General features: G+C 61.1%; 24 protein-coding genes. 13 read left to right on the top strand and 11 right to left on the bottom strand.

Annotated features, from left to right (window positions below):
- On the top strand, positions 1-1182 hold the full coding sequence (locus B1781_RS12185) for a hypothetical protein (RefSeq protein ID WP_125932054.1): 1182 nt from the start codon (positions 1-3) through the stop codon (positions 1180-1182).
- Between the two features lie 18 nt (positions 1183-1200).
- On the opposite strand, the gene B1781_RS12180 is transcribed toward B1781_RS12185, so the two are convergent.
- Positions 1201-1704 (bottom strand): DsrE family protein, encoded by a 504-nt coding sequence (locus tag B1781_RS12180; RefSeq protein WP_078119931.1) that lies wholly within the window; start codon positions 1702-1704, stop codon positions 1201-1203.
- 103 nt (positions 1705-1807) lie between these two features.
- On the opposite strand from B1781_RS12180, the gene B1781_RS12175 reads away from it, so the two are divergent.
- Positions 1808-3124, top strand: coding sequence for a sigma-54 interaction domain-containing protein (locus B1781_RS12175; protein WP_078119930.1), 1317 nt, complete (start codon positions 1808-1810; stop codon positions 3122-3124).
- Positions 3125-3241: 117 nt separating this feature from the next.
- On the opposite strand, the gene B1781_RS12170 is transcribed toward B1781_RS12175, so the two are convergent.
- Entirely contained in the window at positions 3242-3898 is a 657-nt protein-coding gene (locus tag B1781_RS12170) for a rhodanese-like domain-containing protein (protein WP_078119929.1), read from the bottom strand.
- Positions 3899-3976: 78 nt separating this feature from the next.
- A complete protein-coding gene (locus B1781_RS12165; RefSeq protein WP_078119928.1) occupies positions 3977-4162 on the bottom strand; it encodes a hypothetical protein in 186 nt (61 codons plus the stop codon).
- Between the two features lie 303 nt (positions 4163-4465).
- Here B1781_RS12165 and B1781_RS12160 point away from each other — a divergent pair, with 303 nt between their 5' ends.
- Positions 4466-5239, top strand: a complete 774-nt coding sequence (locus B1781_RS12160) for a DUF3530 family protein (protein WP_164513366.1) — start codon at positions 4466-4468, stop codon at positions 5237-5239.
- A gap of 12 nt (positions 5240-5251) precedes the next feature.
- On the opposite strand, the gene B1781_RS12155 is transcribed toward B1781_RS12160, so the two are convergent.
- The 5 genes from B1781_RS12155 to B1781_RS12135 all read right to left on the bottom strand — a co-directional run bounded on the left by B1781_RS12155 (position 5252) and on the right by B1781_RS12135 (position 9129).
- Complete coding sequence (locus B1781_RS12155) at positions 5252-5572, bottom strand: non-heme iron oxygenase ferredoxin subunit (protein WP_078119926.1); 321 nt, start codon at positions 5570-5572, stop codon at positions 5252-5254.
- Positions 5573-5575: 3 nt separating this feature from the next.
- A complete protein-coding gene (locus B1781_RS12150) occupies positions 5576-6697 on the bottom strand; it encodes an anthranilate phosphoribosyltransferase (protein ID WP_078119925.1) in 1122 nt (373 codons plus the stop codon).
- Between the two features lie 170 nt (positions 6698-6867).
- Positions 6868-7755, bottom strand: coding sequence for a carbon-nitrogen hydrolase (locus B1781_RS12145; protein WP_078119924.1), 888 nt, complete (start codon positions 7753-7755; stop codon positions 6868-6870).
- Positions 7752-8834 (bottom strand): agmatine deiminase family protein, encoded by a 1083-nt coding sequence (locus B1781_RS12140; protein ID WP_078119923.1) that lies wholly within the window; start codon positions 8832-8834, stop codon positions 7752-7754. The genes B1781_RS12145 and B1781_RS12140 overlap by 4 nt, the downstream gene beginning before the upstream one ends.
- A gap of 1 nt (position 8835) precedes the next feature.
- The gene (locus B1781_RS12135) at positions 8836-9129 is read right to left on the bottom strand and encodes a hypothetical protein (protein WP_334223703.1); all 294 of its coding nucleotides are present in this window, start codon (positions 9127-9129) and stop codon (positions 8836-8838) included.
- 173 nt (positions 9130-9302) lie between these two features.
- Here B1781_RS12135 and B1781_RS12130 point away from each other — a divergent pair, with 173 nt between their 5' ends.
- Both B1781_RS12130 and lolD read left to right on the top strand, forming a co-directional pair.
- Positions 9303-10550: a lipoprotein-releasing ABC transporter permease subunit gene (locus B1781_RS12130; protein WP_078119922.1), complete on the top strand. Its 1248-nt coding sequence runs from the start codon at positions 9303-9305 to the stop codon at positions 10548-10550.
- Positions 10543-11226 carry a lipoprotein-releasing ABC transporter ATP-binding protein LolD gene (gene lolD / locus B1781_RS12125; RefSeq protein ID WP_078119921.1) on the top strand — a complete coding sequence of 228 codons (684 nt, stop codon included), beginning with the start codon at positions 10543-10545 and terminating at the stop codon, positions 11224-11226. Before B1781_RS12130 ends, lolD begins: the two co-directional genes overlap by 8 nt.
- 26 nt (positions 11227-11252) lie before the next feature.
- Here the strand turns inward: lolD and B1781_RS12120 are convergent, their stop codons facing one another.
- Positions 11253-11843 (bottom strand): DUF2062 domain-containing protein, encoded by a 591-nt coding sequence (locus B1781_RS12120; protein ID WP_078119920.1) that lies wholly within the window; start codon positions 11841-11843, stop codon positions 11253-11255.
- Positions 11844-12044: 201 nt separating this feature from the next.
- On the opposite strand from B1781_RS12120, the gene B1781_RS12115 reads away from it, so the two are divergent.
- From B1781_RS12115 to kdsB, 6 genes are all read left to right on the top strand, one after another.
- Complete coding sequence (locus B1781_RS12115) at positions 12045-14375, top strand: DNA internalization-related competence protein ComEC/Rec2 (RefSeq protein WP_164513365.1); 2331 nt, start codon at positions 12045-12047, stop codon at positions 14373-14375.
- 154 nt (positions 14376-14529) lie between these two features.
- Entirely contained in the window at positions 14530-15141 is a 612-nt protein-coding gene (locus B1781_RS12110; RefSeq protein ID WP_078119918.1) for a MotA/TolQ/ExbB proton channel family protein, read from the top strand.
- A 4-nt stretch (positions 15142-15145) separates the two neighbouring features.
- Complete coding sequence (locus B1781_RS12105) at positions 15146-15583, top strand: ExbD/TolR family protein (protein ID WP_078119917.1); 438 nt, start codon at positions 15146-15148, stop codon at positions 15581-15583.
- A gap of 13 nt (positions 15584-15596) precedes the next feature.
- On the top strand, positions 15597-16613 hold the full coding sequence (gene lpxK / locus B1781_RS12100; protein WP_078119916.1) for a tetraacyldisaccharide 4'-kinase: 1017 nt from the start codon (positions 15597-15599) through the stop codon (positions 16611-16613).
- On the top strand, positions 16570-16755 hold the full coding sequence (locus B1781_RS12095) for a Trm112 family protein (RefSeq protein WP_078119915.1): 186 nt from the start codon (positions 16570-16572) through the stop codon (positions 16753-16755). The genes lpxK and B1781_RS12095 overlap by 44 nt, the downstream gene beginning before the upstream one ends.
- Before the next feature lie 2 nt (positions 16756-16757).
- Positions 16758-17525, top strand: a complete 768-nt coding sequence (gene kdsB / locus B1781_RS12090; RefSeq protein WP_078119914.1) for a 3-deoxy-manno-octulosonate cytidylyltransferase — start codon at positions 16758-16760, stop codon at positions 17523-17525.
- A 5-nt stretch (positions 17526-17530) separates the two neighbouring features.
- Here kdsB and B1781_RS12085 read toward each other — a convergent pair whose 3' ends face one another.
- Positions 17531-17815, bottom strand: coding sequence for a hypothetical protein (locus B1781_RS12085; RefSeq protein WP_078119913.1), 285 nt, complete (start codon positions 17813-17815; stop codon positions 17531-17533).
- A 233-nt stretch (positions 17816-18048) separates the two neighbouring features.
- Between B1781_RS12085 and B1781_RS12080 the strand changes: the two genes are divergently transcribed.
- The gene (locus B1781_RS12080; protein ID WP_078119912.1) at positions 18049-18534 is read left to right on the top strand and encodes a low molecular weight protein-tyrosine-phosphatase; all 486 of its coding nucleotides are present in this window, start codon (positions 18049-18051) and stop codon (positions 18532-18534) included.
- A gap of 46 nt (positions 18535-18580) precedes the next feature.
- Here B1781_RS12080 and rne read toward each other — a convergent pair whose 3' ends face one another.
- Entirely contained in the window at positions 18581-21229 is a 2649-nt protein-coding gene (rne, locus tag B1781_RS12075; protein ID WP_125932053.1) for a ribonuclease E, read from the bottom strand.
- Between the two features lie 475 nt (positions 21230-21704).
- Here rne and rluC point away from each other — a divergent pair, with 475 nt between their 5' ends.
- Positions 21705-22661 carry a 23S rRNA pseudouridine(955/2504/2580) synthase RluC gene (rluC, locus tag B1781_RS12070; RefSeq protein ID WP_078119911.1) on the top strand — a complete coding sequence of 319 codons (957 nt, stop codon included), beginning with the start codon at positions 21705-21707 and terminating at the stop codon, positions 22659-22661.
- Positions 22662-22665: the final 4 nt, after the last annotated feature.

The following is a 22665-nucleotide window of genomic DNA, read 5'->3' as shown; positions in this document are numbered from 1 at the left end:
ATGCGGTGGATGAGGGTGCTGGTGGCGGTACTCGCCTGTGGCATGGCGCCGGCCTATGCCGATGTGAGAGGCGAGGTGGCGCTCGAAGGCAGGCTGTTTACCCAATCGCCGCTCGATGATCGCCAGCAGGAAGGCAATCTCTCGCTCAGCGGCGAGGTTGAGTACTACACCACCTGGGATGATGGGCGCCAGAGCTTCACCTTCAAGCCATTCGGCCGACTCGACCAGCACGATGACGAACGCACACACATCGATCTGCGCGAAGCGGTGTGGATCTTCCATGACGACGGTTTCGAGTTTCGAGCGGGCGTCAACAAGGTGTTCTGGGGCGTGACCGAGGTCTATCACCTGGTCGATATCATCAACCAGACGGACGTCCTCGAAAACCCGGACGGCGAACAGAAGCTCGGTCAGCCGATGCTCAAGGTATCACTGGAGCGTGACTGGGGAACGCTGGACGTGTTTTTCATGCCGCTGTTTCGTGAACGCCGCTATCCATCGGTGGATGGCCGGCCACGCACCCAACCACGCATTGAGCATGACCTGACCGAGTACGAAAACGATCGCGAAGAATACTACCCCGACGTTGCGGTGCGTTGGTCACGCTACCTCGGCGACTGGGATGTGGGCGTCGCCTATTTTCACGGCACCGGACGTGAACCCACCTTGGTTCCCGGTATCGACGACGGTGAGCTGGTGCTGATTCCGCGCTATGAGATCATCCATCAAGCAAGCATCGATCTGCAGGGCGCCGTCGGCGACTGGCTGTGGAAGTTCGAGGCATTGCACCGCAAGGGGCAGGGGCCATCGTTCTCTGCATTTACCGGCGGATTTGAATACACCTTCTACGGCCTGTGGGAAGGCGCCAGCGACCTGGGCGTATTGGCCGAGGTGATGTGGGACGAACGCGGCGACGAGGCGACCACACCGTTCAACCGGGATTTGTTTCTCGGTCTGCGCTGGGTCGCCAACGATGTCGACGGCACCGAAGTGCTGACCGGTGTGGTCAGCGACTGGAACAACGGCTCACGCTTCTTCAACCTCGAAGCGAGCCGCCGGTTCGGCAACGATTGGAAACTCGGTGTACAGGCACGCCTGTGGAGCCACGTCGATGCAGAAGACCCGACCTACAGCCTGCGCCAGGACGACTACGTCGAGGTCAAGCTCACCCGCTATTTCTGACCGGCCGTCCTCGGCGATTCAGCGAATCTCGTCGGTGGTGTAGCGCTTTTCGTGCATCTGCGGAATGACCAGCCCGTAACCGCGCTGCTGCCAATAGGCGACCTCGACCATCGCAGACGGCACAATGTCGACGAAGTCGTAGAAGGTTTCGGCATCGTAGTCGTAGTCGTTCGCGGCGATCCCGCAGACGCGGAACTTCACCCCCAGACTTGCGTAATAGCGCATGCGTTCTACGCTATCCCGGTACTTTTCGTAATTGTGTTTGGCCAGCGTCACGATCTCGGTGCCGTGAATGACCACGACAATGTCGAGGAACTCGGGCGCGAGGTCGTAAGGCTCTTCGAGCAGTGGATTCATATAAGACCGAATCCAATGCAAGCCGTTGCTGATATGCCGTGGATCGGCAAAGAAGAAATCGAAGACGACCTTGGGGTCGCCATATTCGGGAAAGACCGGTTGTGCGCTATCGACGGACATCGGTGACAACAGCAACAAGCCGGCAAACGCATACGACCTGGTCATGGTGCGGTCTCTTTTGATTTGCGCCTGCCATCAAGTGTAGTCGCCTCGTTGACAGGTGTATGGTTATCGACAGAATAGGGACCAGAACACTGGGAGCGCTTGATTGAGCCATCACCGCGACAATACGCCGAGTTGCCAGCAGATAATCGACAGCTTTGCCGATCCCTACCTGCTGGTTGGCACCGACTACCGGATCGTGGCGGCCAATCGCGCGTTCGTCGAAACCTACGATACGCAGGCGCAAGGCGTCGTCGGCCGTGATTGCCGTGCGGTGTCGTGTCGTCTCGAGACGTCGAGCGATGGCGATGCCGGTCCCTGTATTGTTGAGCACGTGCTGCGCAGCGGCGAACGGATGCGGGCAATCGAGCAACACCAGCCGGGTGACGGCGAGGTATTGCGGGTCCAGGTGACGACCAGTCCGATCTTTGATGACGATGGCGAACTGCAGTACGTCGCGCAGATGTTCACTGCGCTGGGTGAAGCGAACGATACCGAACTGCTGGTGGGCAAATCGCGCGCCATTGCCGAATTGCGCGCACAGCTGGAGCGGGTTGCAGCGACACCGACCACGGTTCTGTTGCTCGGTGAGAGCGGCAGCGGCAAAGACTGCACGGCACAGTATCTTCATCAGGCCTCGAACCGTTGTTGCGGGCCTTTTTTGACCGTCGATTGCGCCACGCTGAGTCCTGAAAAGACAGAAGCGGAGCTGTTCGGCAATCAGCACGATGGTTCATTGGGATTCTTCGGTCAGGCCGACGGTGGCACCCTGTTCATCGATGAGATCGGCGAGCTGCCGATTACGCTGCAGAACCGATTGCTGGGTGTGTTGGAGCGTGGCGAGATCAAGCCGGTCGGCAGCGACAGCTACCGCTCGGTCGATGTGCGCGTGGTGGTCGCCAGCAATCGCGATCCGGGTGATCTGGTGGGCGAAGGCAAGCTGCGTAAAGACTTGTACTATCGTTTGACGGCGTTTCCAGTGCGTATTCCCGCCTTGCGACACCATATCGAGGACGTGCCGCTGCTCGCCGAGTTCTTCCTGCGTCAACTCGATTCCGGCGTGCAGCAGTTGCCGTTGTCTGCCGAGGTCGTTGCGCACCTGATGGGTTACGACTATCCGGGCAACGTGCGCGAGCTGCGCAACGTGATAGAGCGCGCGATCATTTATGCTGCTGGCGAGCCGCTCGGCACGCAACACCTGGTGTTCGACCGTGACCTGTTCGGCACGAGCGATGTCGAACCGCCGCAAGAGACGACGCCGTCCGATGATCGCCTGCTGATGCGACGCGGTTACCGCCCGGGTAAGGCCGAGATGGTCGCCGTGTTGCGCGAATGTCGCGGCCACCGTGCCAAAGCCGCGCAGCGCCTGGGCATGAGTGAGCGAACGCTGTATCGCTACCTGAAAACGCTGCGCGAAGACTGATCGGCTATCTGTTCAGCGCAAAAAAAACGGCGACCGCATTGGCCGCCTGAATATCGCACGAGGATGATACTTTTCCGCGGGCTCATATCGCTCGGGGCAATGTGAACCCGACCGGAATCAGGGTTTGACGGTACTCAGTCCGAGGACTTCCCAGTCCTGCATACCGCCGCGGTACCACTTCAGCTTGTCAGCCGGGTAACCGAAACGCAGCAGCGTTTTGATGTTCTGCGGCGATTGGCCACACCACATACCGTTACAGAACATCACCAGCGTCTTGGCGTCGCTGAAGTCCCACAGGCCTTCGAGCTCTTTTGCACCGAATTGCTGGGTAAGGATCTCGGCGATCGAGATCGGGTCGGCGCCCTTCGACGGATTCAGTTTGGTCCAGGGCAGATTGACGGCGCCTGGGATGGTGCCTTTGGCCACCCAGTCGGACGTACGCGAGTCGATCAACAGGATGCTGTCATCGCCTTCGGACATCTTCTTCACGTACTCGATCACTTCCAGCTCACCGATGGTTTCAACACCCGGTGCGAGTTGTGAAGGTTGGATGCAGAAAGGCGGGCAGGCGCGCGAGGTTTTGGCAAATGCCGGATTCACCGTGGCCTTCTGGTCCTGGTTGCGCATGATGGTGACTTTCTCACCGTTGACGGTACCTTCGAATTTCTGCATCGAGCGGGTGATGCCGACGGCCAGGTCATCGGCCATGACGTTTGCGCTGAGAATGACGCTCAGGAGCGTGGTGGACACAGAAAACAGTTTGCTCAATTTCATTTCGCGGTTATCTCCCATGGGATTCGGCTGGTCAGATTGTTGTTATAGGCTAGCGGTTGTCGATGTGGCTGTCGGCGTTTATTCGCAATCGGGTTCTTCTTCGCCCGAGCCGCCGGCCTTTCCGTCTTTGCCTTTATCGTTCTTGTTGTCGTCGGCCCAGACAGCGCGATCGGTCGCGCAGGCATTCATGCCGAATGCGATGGCATTCGACTGCCAGACCATCGTGATGCCTACCGCCAGCATCAGCAGTAACGTAAAACGCATGAAACCTTGTTCCTCCTTTGGTATTACCCTTTTTCACAGTGCGGGCTCTTTTCGGCCCGTCGCTGCGCGATGTGCACGCTACTTTTTATTGGGCAAGTAGCTCTGCATCGCTTATGACGCCTGTACTATAGCCTATTAGCGGCAAACTTCCTATGGCTTAATTTAACGCTAATTTACTGAATTTACTCATAAAAATGGCGACATATGACAGACTTTGACAGGCAAATCCGGCAGTCGTGGCAGATATGGCATAAAAGGGCGGCGCGAACGATTCTCGCGGGACCGCTGCTGGCTGTGCTCGCGATGGGGTTTTTGATGCCGGGCGAGGCCGGTGCGGATGACGCCCTGATGGCCGAACCCGACCGGGCGCGCGAGCAACGCATGGATGCAGAGATCCGCGACGCGATTCTCGACGGTCAGCCGCTCGACCTGGAAACCAAGTACGGACGCTCGTTTCTGGCCATCTACACCGAGGCGAGCGAGACGCCGGCGCGTGGCACGGTCGTCGTGCTGCATGGCCGTGGATTTCACCCGGACTGGCAGACGGTGGTGCATCCGCTGCGCGTCGGATTGACCGAACATGGGTGGAACACGCTGTCGATCCAGCTACCGGTGTTGGACAAAGAGGCGAAGTACTTCGACTACCTGCCGGTATTCGCCGATGCGATGCCACGTATCGAGGCGGCGATCGCCGCAGCGCGCGAGAGATCAACGGGGCAGGTGGTGCTGTTGGCTCACAGTTGCGGTTCGCACATGGCGCAGCATTGGATGCTGACCCGCGGTACAGCGGCAACCGACCAGTTCGATGCGTTTGTCGGAATCGGTATGGGTGCAACGGATTATGGTCAACCCATGCAAGAGCCGTTTGCTCTGGATCGCCTGTCGGTACCGATTCTCGATGTGTACGGCGATCACGATTACCCGGCGGTGCAGCGTCTGGCGAAGGATCGACTTGCCGCGATCCAGGCGGGTGGCAACGACAAGAGCAGGCAGATCGTCGTACCCGGCGACCACTACTACGTCGATCACCAGGACGAACTGGTCGACGCGGTAGCGGCGTGGTTGAACGAACTCTGAGGTAGCGCCGGATCAGCCGCGCTCGAGGCGGGTCCAGACCTGGCCGTCCTCGACTTTGACCGGATAGGTGCAGATCGGCTCGTCTGCCGGCTCATCCAGCGCCTCACCGGTGTTCAGATCGAAGTAACTGCCGTGCAATGAACACTTGATCTTCGAGCCCTTGATGCAGCCCAGGGCCAATGAGTAGTCCTCGTGGCTGCACATCTCATCGATCACATGCAGGCGGCCTTCGGCATTCACCAGCAACAGCCGCCGGCCTTCGAGTTCGAAGGCCTTCATCTGGCCGACGGCCAGTTCGTCCGCGCCGGCGATCGGCTGCCAATCGTTACTCATGCCTTACTTGATCCGCGCCGCAGCCTTGCCGCTGTCGAGCGCTGCACGCACCAGCTCACCCGCATTGGCCAGCGAATCGGCCTTGCCCAGGTGCTGCAGTACAACGGCACCGCTGTAGACGAGCGAGTCGTAGGTCGGGCCTTTCTCGCCCTGCAATGCGGCCACGCCATAGTCGGCTGCCTTTTTCGCCGCGGCATCGACGTCGGTCAGCGCAATCGCGCCTTCGCCTTTTTCGGTCTGCGGTACGTCGGATGGAATCGGTACGGCGCGATTCTCCTGCTCGATGTTGAGCATCGACGGTTCGATGTCATAGCCGACCTCGTCGCCGCCATCGGTGTAGGCGAAGTACTTGCCGGACTGGCGCAGTGAAGGGATCACGCCGCCTTCGACACCGCGCACGATGATCGCCGAATCGAAACCGGCCACGCGGGCGAGATCGGCATACACCGGCGGGTAGGGTTTGTGTACATAGCCGGTGACGAAATGCGTCTTCTGGCGACCGACGATCGGGCTTGCCAGTACCTCGACGGTGGTGATGACCGAGCGTTTGATCATGCGCTGGCGCAGTTCGATCAGGTCGTGCAGGCCGGGTGCATAGTTGGCCTGGTCGACATAGGCCCAACCGATTGCCGGGTCGCCGAGGCGCGCTGCGGCAGTATTCGAATCGAGATCGACATCGATGCCGGCGGCGGCCAGCACGTGGCGGTGGGTAACGCCGTACTTGGGACCGACCGCGTTCAGGCCGTGGCTGAACGCTGGGATGCCGCACTCGGCAAGCAGCGGCGCGAGAAACGGCGAGGCCGGAATCGTGCGGTTGTAGCCGTCGTAGGGATCGGCGATGTCGACCACCTCGTTGACCGGCGCAGTCGCCACCTTGCGCGTATCGAGGATGGCCTGCAGCACGCCGCGGTTTTCATCGCGCGTTTCGCGTTTCATGCGCAAGGCAATCAGGAAGATGCCCGCGCGTACCGGGTCGATCTCGCCGTTGAGCACGCCCTGCATGCCGAGGCGGGCCTCTTCCTGGCTGATATCTTTCGACAGGTCGGGCCCGGTGGCGATGCGCTGGATGATGGAGAACATCATCTGTTGAAGCTCGGTGGTACCGGCAGACTCGGCGGCATTCATTAGCAACTCCTGATGCAGTGACCTGCGGAGTATAAATAACCGGTGAAATGGATCAACGGTTGGCGCGTTGGTGAAATTCCGGCACGGCGCCGATCCGCTCAGCCAAATCGGTCGAAGAATGGCCCGTTTTGCCCACGCGTGCCGACGCTGCGTGCTGGATCGGCAGGTCTTCAGTCGATGAAGCGCTTGGTCAGATCCGCGTAGGCGTCGATCCGGCGATCGCGCAAAAATGGCCAGATTCGGCGTACCGATTCGCTGCGCGCCATGTCGACGTCGACGATCAGCGTTTGCGCCGTTTCGCCGGCCTGGGCCAGCCATTCGCCTTGTGGTCCGGCAACGAAGGAGCTACCCCAAAACTGGATGCCCGGATCGTCTTGTTGCGGCGATGTCTCGAAGCCCACCCGGTTGCAGCTCAGTACCGGGATGCCGTTGGCCACCGCATGCGAGCGCTGGATGGTCAGCCAGGCGTCGCGCTGGCGGATGCGCTCACCACCGTCGTCACGCATATCCCAGCCGATGGCAGTCGGATACAGCAGCAGCTCGGCGCCGGCCAGCGCCATCAAGCGGGCGGCCTCCGGGTACCACTGGTCCCAACAGACCAGCACGCCGAGCCGTCCGACCGAGGTGTCGATGGGGGTGAAGCCGAGGTCGCCGGGCGTGAAATAGAACTTCTCGTAAAAGCCCGGGTCGTCCGGGATGTGCATCTTGCGGTAGCGGCCGGCGAGCGTGCCGTCTTTCTCCAAGACGACTGCGGTGTTGTGGTACAGCCCCGCCGCGCGTTGCTCGAACAGCGAGGCGACGATCACGACCTGATGCTGCCTGGCGATCTCACCGAGGCGCTGGGTGCTCGGGCCGGGAATCGGCTCGGCATCATCGAAGCAGGCGGTATCTTCGGTCTGGCAGAAATAGGCGCCGTTGTGCAGTTCCTGTAGCAGCACCAGCTGCGCGCCTTGTTCGGCCGCTTCGGCGATCCGGGTAGCGATCAGGTCGAGATTGCTGGCGGCGTCACCCTGGTTTGCATGCTGAAGCAGGGCGACGCGAAGCGTGGATCGGCTCATGCGGCAACGAACTCCGGTTGGCTGTGCAACGTGATCTGTGTCGGAAACTGCATCGTCAGGCAATGCAGGCTGCCATTCTGTTCGATGATCGCGCGGCAGTCGATGGGCACGATCTCGTGCTGCGGACAGGCTTCGCGCATGACCTCGATCGCTTGGCGGTCGGCATCGACACCGTAGATGGGCAGCAACACGGCGCCGTTGATGAACAGAAAGTTGGCATAAGTCGCCGGCAAGCGACGGCCGTCTTCATCGACGTGCACGCCGGGAAAAGGTAGCGGCAGGAGATGGTAGGGTTTGCCGTTGCGCGTGCGGAATGCCGCGAGTTGTTCCGCCATCTCGGCCAGTTCCGCGTAGTCGGCATCGCCTTGCGGTGCGGTCGCATAGACGATGGTTTCTTCATCTGTGAACCGGGCGAGGGTATCGACGTGTCCGTCGGTGTCGTCGCCGCTGATATCGCCATGGTCGAGCCACAGGAAACGCTCGAAACCCAGCCAATCGCTCAGACGTTTCTCGATCTCTGCCTGGGTCAGGCCGGCATTGCGCGTTTCGCTGATTACCGAAGAACGCGTGGCCAGCAAGGTGCCCGCGCCGTCGGTCTCGATGGCGCCGCCTTCGAGGATGAAAGCACGCTCGTGGTGGGTGCAGTTCTGGAATACGCCGAGCCGATAGAGGAGCGCGGTGATCGCCGAATCCTGTGTCGCCTCGAACTTGCCGCCCCAGCCGTTGAACACGAAGTCGTTGACCTGCGCGCCGCCGGGCGCGAGGGTGACCAGCGCGCCGTGATCGCGCGCCCAGGTATCGTCGCTCGCCGCGATTGCAAAGCGCAGATTGGCCGCATCGGCGCCGGCGGCCGTCAGCAGTCCCGTGACTCTGTGCGCATGGTCTTGGTCATGGCAGACACACAGCAGGTTTTCGCGTTGCGCAATGGCGGCACCGATCTGTGCAAATACCGGTTCGACCCGCTCGAGCACATCGGCCCAGTCGGTCGCCGCGTGTGGCCAGGTAAGCATGACGCCGGATTGCGGTTCCCATTCAGCGGGCAAACGAACCCGCGCGGGCGAATCCCGGGTGGTCGGCATCTCAGCGATGCACGACGGTGTCGATTACGTGCTCGTGCTCGAAGTAAACGGTGTAGGACGGGTAGACCCAGCGGGTGATCGGCGGTTCGCCGACTGCGTCCTTGACGCTGCTCGGTTCACCGAACTGGCTGCGAACCGTCGCCATGCTGGTGCCGCTACGTGGGCGTTGCACGCCGCTCTTGCTGTTCGCGGGCGCTGATTTGATCGAATCCATCAGCAGCGTATCGGCATTGGCCGTCATCGTGGCACCGGACATGGCCAGTACAATCACCGCCGCCAAACCAGATCGTTTCATCGTGGAACTCCAACTTAACTAGTCACTCAAAAGCAGGCGCCAACCCATTGAATTCACCCCGTTTGGATTGCCTGCCGCCTGCTGTGAGTTTAACCATGAATTGCATCAGCACAAACCATAAACAGATTCGAATCACACCGATTTGAAGGCCCTTTGTGATTTAATGCGCGCCCATGTACCACCCGCTTTCCCTTTTTGTCGGTCTGCGCTACACGCGTTCGCGCCGGCGTAATCACTTTATTTCCTTCATCTCACTGATCTCCACCGTCGGCATAGCCCTTGGGGTGATCGTGCTGATAACCGTGTTATCGGTCATGAACGGATTTCATAAAGAGGTGCGCGAGCGCATCCTCGGCATGGCATCGCACGGCGACGTGCAGGCGGCCAGCGGTCGCATGACCGATTGGCGCGAGGCCATGGCGCTGGCCGGGAAACATCCACGGGTGATCGGGTCTGCGCCCTATATCGAAGGCCAGGCGATGCTGAGCCACAAGCGCGAGGTCAGCGGCGCAGTGATCCGCGGGATCGATCCGGCGCTCGAACCGAACGTGGTCGATGTTGCCCAGCACATGAAGGCCGGTTCGCTGGACGACCTCAAACCCGGTGAGTTCAACATCGTGCTCGGCTCGGAGCTTGCCTCGGTGCTTGGCGTGACGGTCGGCGACAAGGTGACCGTGATCGTGCCGCAAATCACGGTGACGGTCGCCGGCAGCATGCCGCGGCTCAAGCGCTTTACCGTGACCGGACTGTTCGAGGTCGGCATGGGCGAATACGACCGCGGCGTGGCGATGATCAATATTAAGGATGCCGCGCTGTTGCAGCAGATGGACGAGGCGGTGACCGGCGTCCGCCTGCGGCTGGATGATGTCTGGCTGGCACGCCAGGTATCTTTCGAACTGGCCGAGTCGATGCGTGGTCGCTATCGCGTACTCAACTGGACCGACTACCACGTAAACTTCTTCGCCGCGCTGAAGATGGAAAAGCGCATGATCGGCCTGCTGTTGTTCTTCATCGTCGTGATTGCCGCGTTCAATATCGTCTCGACGCTGGTGATGATGGTGGTCGATAAGCAGAGCGATATCGCCATCCTGAAGACCTTCGGCGCCTCCCCGGGGCAGGTGATGCGCATCTTCATCGTGCAGGGGGCGACGCTTGGCGCGATCGGTACGGCGATCGGCGTGGTGTTGGGTGTGGCGCTGGCCTTGAGCATCGACGACATCGTCGCCTATGCCGAAAAGACCTTTGGCTTCGAGATCATCGATTCGAGCGTGTATTACATCAACAAGCTGCCGTCCGATCTGCAGTGGCCGGACGTGGCCATGGTCGGTATCGGCGCGTTTGTGCTGAGTCTGCTGATGACGCTGGCGCCGGCAATGCGCGCCTATCGCACCCAACCTGCGGAGGCACTGCGTTATGAGTAACGACGTGGTGTTGGCCTGTCATGGGCTGAACAAGGTGTTCGATAATGGACCGGCCGCGGTTCATGTGCTGCGCGATGTCGAGTTCGAGCTGGCACGCGGCGAACAGGTCGCTATCGTCGGCTCGTCAGGCTCGGGCAAGAGTACGTTGATGCACTGCCTGGGCGGGCTCGATCTGCCGACACAGGGTGACGTGACCTTGTTAGGTCAGCCGTTCAGTTCACTCGATGAGCGTCGCCGCGGTATGGCGCGCAACCGATCGATCGGGTTTGTCTACCAGTTTCATCACCTGCTGCCCGAGTTCACCGCGCTCGAAAATGTCGCCATGCCGTTGTTGATTCGCGGTGTATCGGCCGCCGAGGCGAGCGCACGCGCCATGGCCCTGCTCGAACGGGTCGGCCTGGGGCCGCGCATACTGCATAAACCCTCGGAACTCTCGGGCGGCGAGCGGCAGCGCACTGCGATTGCCCGGGCGCTGGTCTCGAACCCGGCCTGCCTGCTGGCCGACGAGCCGACCGGCAACCTCGACAGTCAGACCGCCGATTCGATCTACGAGCTGCAGTTGGAGCTGAACAAGGAGCAGGGAACCAGCTTCGTCATCGTGACCCACGACATGCAGCTGGCATCGAAGATGGATCGGGTGCTCACGCTACACGACGGGCAGCTGCGCAGCGCCTAGGTCACCGGGTTCGCAGTAAAGGCGGGTCAGCCTGGGTGGACGCCCTTGGCCTTGGTCTGTGCGGCGGCCGGCTCGGCGGTCTTTGGTGCTTCCTTGACGCGCTTGCGGCGAAGAATGCCGCGTTCTTTGAAGCGCTTGATCACATGCCAGCGCCAGAACATCCGGGTGCCGCCGTAGCCGAGTATGGCGAGCACGATGCCGGAGACCAGGCTGCCGACATACAGCGGCTTCCAGATCGCATCGATCTCCGACGTGATCCAATCCAGCGACAGATGAAACTCGCCAATGTCGGGTGGCGCGCCGAGTATCCAGGTGCCGACGACATAGTTGAAGTAGAACACCGGCGGCATGGTCAGCGGATTGGTAAGCCACACCAGGGCCACGGAAATGGGTAGATTGATGCGAAAGAAAACAGCTGAAAAAGCTGCTGTAACCATCTGAGCCGGGATCGGAATCATTGCCCAGAAAAGCCCTGCGGCCATGCCCCCGGAGACCGAGCGACGGTTTAGATGCCAGAGGTTTTCGTCGTGCAGCAACCTGCCGAGGTGCCGAAGATGTTTGTGGTTCTTCAGCGCGCTGGGATCGGGAATCAGGCGTTTGAACAGGTGCCGCGGCATACAGAGTAGTTTATCGTTATGGGTCGCATTGAATCATGGTTGGGGCCCGTTTACTACAGCGTCCATTCGGGCGTGTTCTGAACCGGTCGCATTGCACCAGTTGCACGTGACAGTATGGTTGCGAGACCGGCGAAATGGATATTTGCCGGTGCCGATTGTGACGCGCTGAACGCGTCGAACGCATTCCAGGGAGGGAATGTTGTGTTGCGATTCTCCACGGGTTTTGTCCTGGGCGTGCTGGCGTTGTTTCAGTTCAGCTCGCTGCCCGGTGCTTTGGTTCTCGTCATAGAAGGTGGACTGCTGCTGGTGCTGGTAGTTCGCCATGCCCATCTGCTTATCCCCCTCGGGGTGCTCGCCGGCTTTGCCTGGTCTCATGCCTACGCGCTCGTCGCCGAACCCGCGTTTCTACCCGAGGATCACGGTGTCATCAGGGCGATCGTCACGGGCGACGTCGTGTCGTTGCCGCAGCACCGTCAGTCGGTGACGCGTTTCGTGCTCGATACCGACGGTGTCGAGATCGGGGAACGGCGGCTGGCGGGCGCATTCCGCCTGCGATTGTCGTGGCACGATGCGCCGGCCGTCACGGCCGGCGAGCGCTGGTCGCTGCCTGTCAGGCTGCGCGCCGCTCATGGGTTCGCGACCCCCGGCGCCTGGGATTACGAGGGCTGGCTGTACTGGCAGGGGATTCGCTATACGGGCTACGTCAGTGCGGATGCCGAGGCTCGAAAGCTGATTGACGCCGGCTGTTGTTGGCTGGCGCGATTCCGCCAGCATCTCGGCCTCGCCGTGGATGAACTGGATGTATCGGCACGGGCGCGCGGCGTTATCAAGGCGTTGACCCTTGGCGAATCTTCCGGGCTCGACACGCAACTCAAGGCGCTGCTACGTGACACCGGTACCAGTCATCTGATGGCCATTTCGGGCCTGCATATCGGCCTGGTTGCCGGGCTTGGTGGGCTGCTCACCGGCTTGGCATGGCGGCGCCTGCCGAGGTTATGCGGCCGCGTACCCGCACGCTTCGCCGGCATCACCGCCGGTCTGCTTGTGGCCGGCCTGTACGCCCTTATGGCGGGCATGGGGCTGCCGACCCAACGCGCGCTGATCATGTTGACCTTGCTCGCCGCGGCGACCTTGTGGCGACAAGAGGGTAACCCCTTGCAGCCGCTCGCCGTGGCTGCAGTCGGCGTGTTGGCGTGGCATCCGCCGTCGGTGCTGTCGCTCGGCTTCTGGTTATCGTTCGTTGCGGTTGCCGCCATCGTTTCAGTGCTCACCTGGTACGGGTCGCAGTCGCGATGGCGGCAGGCGGTGCGCATTCAATTGGCGATCAGCCTGGCACTTTGGCCGATCCTCGGGGCGTTCGGCGTGACGGCCAGTGGCGCGGCGCCATTGATCAACCTTGTGCTGGTCCCGGTGTTCAGCGTGTTGGTCGTACCGGTCAGCCTGTTGGGCGTGATGGCGTTGCTGCCGATGCCATGGCTCGGTAGCGGCCTGCTGCAGTTTGCGGCTACCGCGATCGACCTGATGATCGAGGCGCTGGCGTACGTCAATGGTCTTTCGTTTGCCTGGACGAGCAACGCGTTGCTCAATAGCTGGCAGCTTATAGCTGCATTGCTTGCCGTCGCCTTGCTGCTGGCTCCGCCAGGAATGCCGCTGCGCCTGTTGGCGTTGCCGTTATTCGCGACGGTCTGGTTGCCGCACGCGCCGGTGCTGGAACATGGGGCATTCAAGTTGCACGTGCTCGACGTGGGGCAGGGGTTGAGCACCGTCGTAGAAACCCGCAACCACACGCTGATTTTCGATACCGGACCGCAGTATCCGTCGGGCTTCAACACGGCGTCGAACGTCGTGGTGCCGTTTCTGCGGACGATCGATCGCGGGCACGTCGATCGCCTGGTGCTCAGCCATGGCGACAACGACCACGCCGGCGGTGTGGCCGAACTGGTGGAACAGATAACCGTCGATCGAGTCCTGTCCGGTGAGCCGGAGCGGCTGGACGTGGCGGCTGCGCGATGCACGGCCGGCGAGGCATGGCAGTGGGACGGTGTACGATTTCGTTTTCTGCACCCGCAGACCGGTGCGACCTGGGAAGGCAACAATGCCTCGTGTGTTCTGAAAGTCAGCAATCGGGGCGGCAGCGTGCTGTTGACCGGCGACATCGAGAAACGGGTCGAGCGGCAGATGATCGAGCGATTGGGAGACGAGCTGCGCAGTGATGTGGTCGTTGCTGCGCACCACGGCAGTCGCAGCTCATCGACACGCGCATTTGTCGAGAGCACTCGGCCGACTTTTGTCGTTTATTCGGCGGGATGGGCAAATCGCTACGGTTTCCCGGCGGACGAGGTGAAGGCACGCTGGGCGGACGCCGGCGCGGCCGGCGTCAACACGGCGGACCATGGGGCGATTCGTCTCACCTTCGGCGCCGATGGGCAGGTGACGGCCCCTGCCGGCCACCGAACGTCGGGCTGGCGTCGTTTCTGGCACCACGACACCGGTTCTGCCGAGCCGCGCCATGCAGTATCATCGTCCGATTAACGCGGCGGCACCGGTTGACACGTAAAATAATGTTTCCGGCCGGCAATCCATGAGCGACAACACGTATGGCAGGGCGGCTTTGCTGCACCATCACGGCGTATGTTCGGCTTTTGGGCCCGCAAACAGATCGAGAACCTGAGGAGGAAGACCCGACGTGCTTGAACTCGTGAAGGCCGGTGGATGGCTGATGTTCCCCATCATTGCGTGTTCCGTGATCGCCATGGCGATCGTCGTCGAACGCTTGTGGGCCTATCGCAAAAACAAGGTGTTGCCGACCAACCTGGTTGCGCAGATCTGGCAACTCCATCAGAACAAGCAGCTGACTTCGGCGCACATCGCCACGGTGCGCAACAGCTCGTCGCTGGGGCGCGTGCTCGCCGCCGGGTTGATGAACCGCGCCCATCCGCGCGAGGTCATGAAAGAGGCGATCGAGGAAGAAGGGCGCCAGGTGGTGCATGAGTTGGAGCGCTACCTCAATACGCTTGGTACGATCGCCAATATCTCACCCCTGCTGGGTCTGCTGGGCACGGTGGTCGGCATGATCAAGGTGTTTGCCGAGATATCGGCGCGCGGCGTGGGTGATCCCAACCTGTTGTCCGGCGGTATATCGCAGGCACTGATCACGACCGCGGCCGGCCTGAGCGTGGCGATTCCGGCAGTCATCTTCCATCGTTACCTGAGCGGTCGGGTCGATAAGATCGTGGTTCGTATGGAAGAACAGGCGCTGAAACTGGTCGAAGTTATGCACGGTGACCGGGAGAAATAAGCGCATGAATCTGCGTCCGCGCCGAGCCGAGCCCCCCCGCGTCGACATCACGCCGTTGATCGACGTCGTCTTTCTGATGCTGATCTTCTTCATGGTGTCGACCACGTTCGACAAGCAGACTCAACTCAAGGTCGACCTGCCATCGGCGTCGCCGAACGAGTCTGTCGAGAAGCCGGCCGACAAGATCGAGATCACCATCGATTCCAAAGGTCAGTTCTACGTCAACGAACGCGAACTCGTAAAACACGATGCCGACACCCTGCGCCGTGAGTTGCAGAAGGTCTCCGACGACCGGACTGACCTGCCGATCATCGTGTCCGGCGACAAGAATGCGCCGATGCAGGCGGCCATGACGCTGCTCGATGTCGCCGGCCAGCTCGGCATGAGCCATCTGAGTTTCGTCGCCCGGCAGCGCCAGGGTGACGAGGACGGCGGTGAATGATCGGCAGGCGTAGGTGACACTGCTCGAGCGCTCCTGGTATTCATCCAACGTTCTGACGTTGCTGCTGTTGCCACTGTCGTGGCTGTTCGGCCTGGTGGCGGCCCTACGAAGACTGGTGTATCGCAGTGGGCTGCTGCGGCGGCAGCGTTTCGACGTGCCGGTTATCGTCGTCGGCAATATCACGGTCGGCGGCACCGGCAAGACCCCGCTGGTGATCTGGTTGGCCGAGCACCTGCAATCGCTCGGCTGGCATCCCGGTATCGTGTCGCGCGGCTACGGCGGCAAGGCGGCCTCCTGGCCGCAGCAGGTGCGGCCGGACAGCGACCCGAACAGTGTCGGCGACGAGGCAGTGATGCTGGCGGCGCGTACCGGCTGCCCCATGTGTGTCGGCCCCGATCGGCCGGAGGCGATTCGCGCGCTGTTGCGCCACCGCACCGTCGACATCGTGATCAGTGACGACGGTCTGCAGCACTATGCGATGGGCCGCGACCTCGAGATCGTGGTGCTCGATGGAGAACGACGCCTAGGCAATGGTTTTCTGCTTCCGGCAGGCCCGTTGCGCGAACCGGCGTCGCGCCTCAAGTCCGTCGATCTCGTCGTCGTCAACGGCGGTGATGCCGAACACGAACTTGCCATGTCGATTCGGCGGCCGAAACTCGTTTCGCTGCATGACGACCAGACGCTCGTATTGGACGGTTTGCGCGGCAGGCGGGTGCACGCGGTGGCCGGCATCGGCAATCCGCAGCGGTTCTTTGGTTTGCTCGGTGATGCGGGAATCGAGGTCGAACCGCACGTGTTTGCCGATCACCATCCTTTTCGCGCGGAAGATTTGCGCTTCGCCGAGGAACTGCCCATTCTGATGACCGAGAAAGATGCCGTAAAATGTCGGCGTCTGCCGTGCCGTGACGCCTGGGTCGTACAGATTGATGCGCAGCCAGATGAAGAATTCGTCCGCCGACTGAACAACGCTTTGAAGGACATCACCGATGGACAAAAAATTGCTCGACATCCTGGCTTGCCCGAACTGTAAGGGTAAGTTGATCTACCGTCCGAAGGTCGGCGAACTCGTGTGTAAACAGGACCGCCTGATCTTCCACATCCGTGACGGCATTCCGGTGATGCTGCTCGAAGAGGCCACCGAGATCCCGGCCGACGTCGAGATCGAAGACTGAGCATGGCGTCATTCAGCGTTGTGATCCCGGCGCGTTACGCATCGCAGCGCCTGCCGGGCAAACCCCTGGTCGATATCGCCGGCAAACCGATGATTCAGCACGTTTACGAGCGTGCACTGGAGAGCGGCGCCGAAGATGTCGTGATTGCCACCGACGATCAGCGTATCGAGCAGGCGGCCGCGGCGTTTGGCGGCAATGTCTGCATGACGTCGGCCGAACACAGCAGCGGTACCGACCGCATCGCCGAGGTCGTCAGCCTCAAAGGCTGGCCGGACGATACGATTGTGGTCAACCTGCAGGGTGACGAACCCTTGATGCCGCCGTCGCTGTTGGCCCAGGTTGCCGACAGTCTGATCGATCATCCGGACGCGGACATGGCGACACTCGCCGTGGCATTGAGCGAGACGCACCAACTGTTCGATACCAACACCGTCAAGGTGGTCGGCGACGGTCGCGGCTATGCCTTGTACTTCAGCCGGGCCACGATCCCTTGGAAGCGCGACCAGTTCGATATGTCCAAAGAGCCGAAGGGCGAATGGATGGAAGGCATCTACCGTCACCTTGGCATCTATGCCTACCGCGCGGGCTTTCTGAGCGGCTACGCCAGTCTGCCGGTATCGCCGATCGAACGCATGGAATCACTCGAGCAGCTACGCGTCTTGTGGAATGGTGGACGCATCGCCCTCGATGTCGCGCAAGAGGCGCCGCCGGCCGGTGTCGATACGGCCGAAGACCTCAAGCGGGTCATTGCGGCGCTTACTTCATCTTAAGGGCTTCATCCTGAGGGTTGCCGGCCTTCGAGCAACACCAGCAGGTCGTCAGAATAGCCATCGCCTTCGGCGTTGGAAATCGGCAGGGTGAGGGTACCGTCGACCCGGCGATTGGGCATGCCGTAGGCGTTGGATTGCACCGGCCGGTAGCGCTTGCAGTCTTCGCAGCGCCGCAGCACGACACTGTCCATATCGCCCAACACCTCGATCAGGATCCAGACCTCGTCGAGATAATCGAAGCGGTTACCTATCAGTTGCTGAAGTCGTTGGTGGAGTGATGCAGCGCTCATGAGGTTAGCTTAGCGTCTGTAGCGGTTTGCGCAGCACTGCGTGTGCACAGGGTAATCACAACGGATCGCGGCTGGATGAGTCTTGCGCTGTCTGTGGTGCGCTGCCGAGGTTGGCCAACCGACGATTGACAGTGTTCACGGTGTCACTGACACTGGATCGCATCATTAAGCTCATTGTCTGGTGAGAGGCTTCAGGCGAACGCCGGACGTTAACTGTTTATGGTTTGTGACAAATGAAAGATGCAGTCACGGTACTATTCGTGTGCATGGGCAACATTTGCCGTTCACCCACAGCGCACGGCGTGTTTCGCGCGCTGGTCGAGAAAGAGGGGTTGGCAGAGGTTATCAAGATCGATTCGGCCGGCACCCATGCCTACCATGTCGGCAGCCCACCCGATAAGCGTGCACAGGCCACGGCGTTGCAGCGCGGCGTCGATCTGTCGGACCTGGTGGCGCGCCGGGTCGAAGAGCAAGACTTTGCCAGTTTCGACTACGTGGTGGCGATGGATCAGGACAACTACATGGCGTTGAGCGCCATCTGTCCCGACGAGCACGTCGACAAGATCCAGATGTTTATGGACTTTGCGCCGCAGATGCGTACGCGCGAGGTGCCCGATCCGTACTACGGTGGTGCGTCTGGATTCGAACGTGTCTTCGATCTGGTGGATGCCGCGGCGTTGGGTCTACTCGACGAGATTCGCCGCAGTCATCTTTCATGAAAAACGGGTGTGGTTGACCACACCCGTTCTGTTCCGACCGACCGAATCAGTCCTCGCCCGACCCGCCGGAGCTGGAAGCCTTCGGCGCCGGTTCGGCCGCTGATTTCGGCGCAACTGCGCGTTCAATCGACGGTGGTTTAGGGGTACTGTCGGCCGCCGGCGCCGGCGCCGATGCTGGCGTAGGCGCAGGTGCGGCGGCTGGTGGTGCTACCGGTTTCGCTGCAGGTGCTGACGACGGCGCCGACTCGGCACTGACCGGTTTCTCCGCAGGTTTGGCCGAAGGTGCTTCCGACTGCGCAGGGGAGCCCGCGGGTTTTGCGGGCTTCGCCTCGCCATCTTCGGCCGGCTTGCTCGCGCGTGGCGGACGATCAGCGCTCGGTTTGTCGCCGCCGGCCGCTTGACCTGTGCTCGCCGGTTTCTCAGCGGCTACCGGACCGGCAGCGGCGGATTCATCGGGCTTTCTGTTGCCAGCCGATTTTTCCGGCCGGCCAGCGTCGCTGCCCGAACCGCTTGAATTGCCAGGGGCATCTGAGGCGTTGTTTGCCGACTCGCCGTTAGCCGCAGCGGCTTTCTCGGCACTGCTGCGCCGCCGCCGGCCGCCGCGACGACCACGCCGCGAGCTGCGCTTGGCTGGGCCTTCACCGTTGTCTTCGCCGGTAGCCGGTTTATTTGCCTGTGCAGCCGCATCTTCCGGCTTGCTGTCGCCTTGTTTCTTGTTTTCCGCGGGCGGCTTGGTCTCGCGGTTCTTGTTGCCTTCGCCTTCTTCCGCTTTGGGCTTGCGCTGGCCGCCGCGACTGCCGCGACGGCTACGGCTGGAGCGTGAATCGCTCTTGCGTGCATTGCCGCTACGCTGGGTGCTGCTCTTGCGCTGTCCGCCACTACCCTCCTTGTCTGCAGTGGTGCCTTCGCCATCGACAGCGTCGCTGGCTGCGGCCGCAGTCTTGGGCGATTCGACTTCAGCTCCACCTTCGCGCGTTGCAAAGATGCTGCTGAACAGGCGTTTGATGAACCCGCTTTCATTGCCCGCTGCCGGTACCGGCATGGGTACCGGTGTTGCCGTCGGCTGTGGCTGTGGTTCGGCGCGCTGCGGCGCCGGCGAAGAGGGCGCAATCTGTTTGACTGCAGGCTGTTCGATGCGCGCCTGTGGCCGTTCGGCAGGTGGCGTATTCTGTGGTTTGTATTCCACTTCCTGCGCGTGGCTGGGCGTGTCGTCGTTGTGCAGATCCTGCGTGCGAATCCGCTCGAGCTCGTATTTGGGTGTTTCGAGGTGGCGGTTGGGAATCAGGATGACGCTGACATCATGCCGTTTCTCGATATCCGCGATCATCTGCCGTTTTTCGTTGAGCAGGAAGGTCGCCACCTCGATAGGCAGCTGGGCATTCACCCGACCGGTGTTCTCTTTGAGCGCCTCTTCTTCGATGATGCGCAGGATCGACAGCGCCAGCGAATCGACGCTGCGGATGAATCCGTGGCCATCGCAGCGTGGGCAGACCTGGTGCGCCGATTCGCCGAGAGAAGGGCGCAGACGCTGACGTGACATTTCGAGCAGGCCGAAGCGCGAGATGCGGCCGATCTGCACCCGCGCGCGGTCTTCTTTCATCGCCTCTTTCAGTCGGTTCTCGACCTCACGCTGGTTACGCGATGGGGTCATGTCGATGAAGTCGATGACAAACAGGCCGCCGAGGTCGCGCAGGCGCAGCTGGCGGGCGATCTCGTCGGCAGCCTCGAGGTTGGTATTGAGCGCGGTTTCTTCGATATCCGAGCCTTTGGTTGCGCGTGCCGAGTTGATATCGACCGAGGTCAGCGCCTCGGTGTGGTCGATCACAATCGATCCGCCGGACGGCAGGCGCAGTTCGCGGCGGAACGCCGATTCGATCTGCGATTCTATCTGATAGCGCGAGAACAGCGGCACCTCGTCGGTGTACAGGCGCAGCTTGCGCAGGTACTTGGGCATGACCTGTTCAATGAATTGGCGCGCCTGTTCGTGCGTGCCCGGTTGATCGACCACGATCTCGCCGATATCGGCGCGCAGGTGGTCGCGAATCGAGCGGATGATGACGTTGCTTTCCTGATAGATCAGGAACGGTGCCTTACGCTCGGCGGCCGACTGTTCGATGGCGCTCCACAGTTGCAGCAGGTAGTCGAGGTCCCATTGCAGCTCTTCGGCGATCTTGCCGACACCCGCCGTGCGCACGATAAGTCCCATACCTTCGGGGATCTCGAGCACGCTCATCGCCTCGCGCAGCTCGGAGCGGTCCTGGCCTTCGATGCGCCGCGAAACGCCGCCCGCGCGCGGATTGTTGGGCATCAGCACCAGGTAGCGGCCGGCCAGCGAGAGGAAGGTGGTCAGTGCTGCGCCTTTGTTGCCGCGCTCTTCCTTCTCGACCTGGACGATAACTTCCTGGCCTTCTTTGAGCAGCTCGTTGATGGCGCGCTTGCCGGCATCGAACGCCTCGCTCTTGAAGTAGCTGCGGGCGATCTCTTTCATCGGCAGAAAGCCGTGGCGCTCAGCGCCATAGTCGACAAATGCGGCTTCGAGACTGGGTTCGACGCGGGTGATGCGTCCTTTGTAGATGTTGGCTTTTTTCATCTCCCGGCCGGGAGATTCGATGTCGAGGTTATACAGCTTTTGGCCGTCGACGATGGCCACACGCAACTCTTCAGGCTGAGTTGCGTTGATCAGCATACGCTTCATTGATTGTTCCTTGTTGCCTCGATCGGTTTCAGGCCTGGTTTGCACCACCGGAGCCCGACGTCGCAACACACAACAGTGCGACCGTTCTCAGCGGCGGGCGTGACCCGAATCTGATCGAAGGCGAATTCATTAAATGTCCGAACCGAGGGTGCGGGTGGGCGAGTGAAGCTCGCTAAGCACACACGGCAACATCCGGCCGGACTGTTCTCAATCTGGCGCGCGATGCATGCAGTCGGGTAGCATCGCCTTTTGCAAGGGATGCGGTCTTCTCATCGCGGATTACTGCGCTAATGGAAGAAAAAGCGACATTGGCTTGCGCGCCAACTTCGGGTCGGAAATCCTTCCGGCCCGGTAAATTCATGCACTGCAGCGGGTGTGTTCGTGGACTCTTTCGGTCGCACCTCCGGCTGCAGCTTGCGTAAAATATATCAGATTATCAGGCAGATGCATTATTTTTTGCGGGGTTCGAGCGGACATGGCTGAAGGCGGCGAAACGGCATCGCGCGTGCGTCTGATTACAGTAGACGACAATCACGACGGCCAGCGTCTCGACAACTACCTTTTAGGTCAGCTCAAGGGCGTGCCGCGCAGCTGGGTTTATCGGGTTTTGCGGCGTGGCGAGGTGCGGGTCAACAAGGGGCGGTGCAAGCCGGCGCGCCGCCTCCAGGCCGGCGATGTCGTGCGCATCCCACCGCTGCGCGTGAGCGAGAAGGACGCCGAAGAGGCGCCAAAGGGATTGCAGCATAATATCGAAGAATCAATTATCTACGAAGATAATCTAATCTTAATTGTTAATAAACCGGGTGGTGTGGCCGTACACGGTGGCAGCGGAGTGTCGCACGGCGTTATCGAGGCATTGCGCGCCTCGCGTCCGAATGCGCCGTTCCTCGAGCTGGCCCATAGACTGGATAGGGAAACATCGGGGTGTTTGATGTTGGCCAAGAAGCGCAGTGCGCTGCGCAGCCTGCAGGAACTTCAACTCGCCGGAAAGATCGAAAAACGCTATCTGGCCTTGTTGTCGGGACGGATTCGCAAAGGCCGGTGGCGCGCCGATGCGCCGCTGAAGAAAAACACCCTGAAGAGCGGAGAGCGGGTGGTTCGGGTCGATCCTGAAGGCAAACAGGCTATCTCTAATTTCGAAGTATTACAGCGATTTGAGAAAGAAACCTTAGTTAGCGTCGAGCTTGAGACCGGGCGCACTCATCAGATCCGGGTGCATGCAGCGGACAACGGAACTCCGATTCTCGGTGACCCGAAATACGGTGATGAAGAGGCCAATCGGGTAATGAAGGAGATGGGTTTGCGCCGCCTGTTCCTGCACGCGGCTTCGTTGCGTTTCGATTGGCCTGAGCCCGGCAACCGGTTTCAGGTGGAGGCGCCGCTGCCGACAGAATTGCAGGCAGTGCTCGACAAATTGGCCGGAAGCATTTGAAGGA

Source organism: Thiosocius teredinicola, from assembly GCF_002009425.1.
GTDB lineage: Bacteria > Pseudomonadota > Gammaproteobacteria > Chromatiales > Chromatiaceae > Thiosocius > Thiosocius teredinicola.
This window is presented reverse-complemented; position numbering and strand designations above follow the sequence as displayed.

What these genes read in the sequence shown, in the direction of transcription:
- B1781_RS12165 (WP_078119928.1), bottom strand. Translation starts at nt 4,162, where the DNA reads ATGCGTTTTACGTTACTGCTGATGCTGGCGGTAGGCATCACGATGGTC.
- B1781_RS12085 (WP_078119913.1), bottom strand. Translation starts at nt 17,815, where the DNA reads ATGAGCGCTGCATCACTCCACCAACGACTTCAGCAACTGATAGGTAAC.
- B1781_RS12185 (WP_125932054.1), top strand. Translation starts at nt 1, where the DNA reads ATGCGGTGGATGAGGGTGCTGGTGGCGGTACTCGCCTGTGGCATGGCG.
- B1781_RS12150 (WP_078119925.1), bottom strand. Translation starts at nt 6,697, where the DNA reads ATGAATGCCGCCGAGTCTGCCGGTACCACCGAGCTTCAACAGATGATG.
- B1781_RS12135 (WP_334223703.1), bottom strand. Translation starts at nt 9,129, where the DNA reads ATGAAACGATCTGGTTTGGCGGCGGTGATTGTACTGGCCATGTCCGGT.
- kdsB (WP_078119914.1), top strand. Translation starts at nt 16,758, where the DNA reads ATGGCGTCATTCAGCGTTGTGATCCCGGCGCGTTACGCATCGCAGCGC.
- B1781_RS12120 (WP_078119920.1), bottom strand. Translation starts at nt 11,843, where the DNA reads ATGCCGCGGCACCTGTTCAAACGCCTGATTCCCGATCCCAGCGCGCTG.
- rluC (WP_078119911.1), top strand. Translation starts at nt 21,705, where the DNA reads ATGGCTGAAGGCGGCGAAACGGCATCGCGCGTGCGTCTGATTACAGTA.
- lolD (WP_078119921.1), top strand. Translation starts at nt 10,543, where the DNA reads ATGAGTAACGACGTGGTGTTGGCCTGTCATGGGCTGAACAAGGTGTTC.
- B1781_RS12105 (WP_078119917.1), top strand. Translation starts at nt 15,146, where the DNA reads ATGAATCTGCGTCCGCGCCGAGCCGAGCCCCCCCGCGTCGACATCACG.
- B1781_RS12080 (WP_078119912.1), top strand. Translation starts at nt 18,049, where the DNA reads ATGAAAGATGCAGTCACGGTACTATTCGTGTGCATGGGCAACATTTGC.
- B1781_RS12145 (WP_078119924.1), bottom strand. Translation starts at nt 7,755, where the DNA reads ATGAGCCGATCCACGCTTCGCGTCGCCCTGCTTCAGCATGCAAACCAG.
- B1781_RS12160 (WP_164513366.1), top strand. Translation starts at nt 4,466, where the DNA reads ATGGGGTTTTTGATGCCGGGCGAGGCCGGTGCGGATGACGCCCTGATG.
- B1781_RS12095 (WP_078119915.1), top strand. Translation starts at nt 16,570, where the DNA reads ATGGACAAAAAATTGCTCGACATCCTGGCTTGCCCGAACTGTAAGGGT.
- B1781_RS12130 (WP_078119922.1), top strand. Translation starts at nt 9,303, where the DNA reads ATGTACCACCCGCTTTCCCTTTTTGTCGGTCTGCGCTACACGCGTTCG.
- B1781_RS12155 (WP_078119926.1), bottom strand. Translation starts at nt 5,572, where the DNA reads ATGAGTAACGATTGGCAGCCGATCGCCGGCGCGGACGAACTGGCCGTC.
- B1781_RS12170 (WP_078119929.1), bottom strand. Translation starts at nt 3,898, where the DNA reads ATGAAATTGAGCAAACTGTTTTCTGTGTCCACCACGCTCCTGAGCGTC.
- rne (WP_125932053.1), bottom strand. Translation starts at nt 21,229, where the DNA reads ATGAAGCGTATGCTGATCAACGCAACTCAGCCTGAAGAGTTGCGTGTG.
- B1781_RS12180 (WP_078119931.1), bottom strand. Translation starts at nt 1,704, where the DNA reads ATGACCAGGTCGTATGCGTTTGCCGGCTTGTTGCTGTTGTCACCGATG.
- B1781_RS12140 (WP_078119923.1), bottom strand. Translation starts at nt 8,834, where the DNA reads ATGCCGACCACCCGGGATTCGCCCGCGCGGGTTCGTTTGCCCGCTGAA.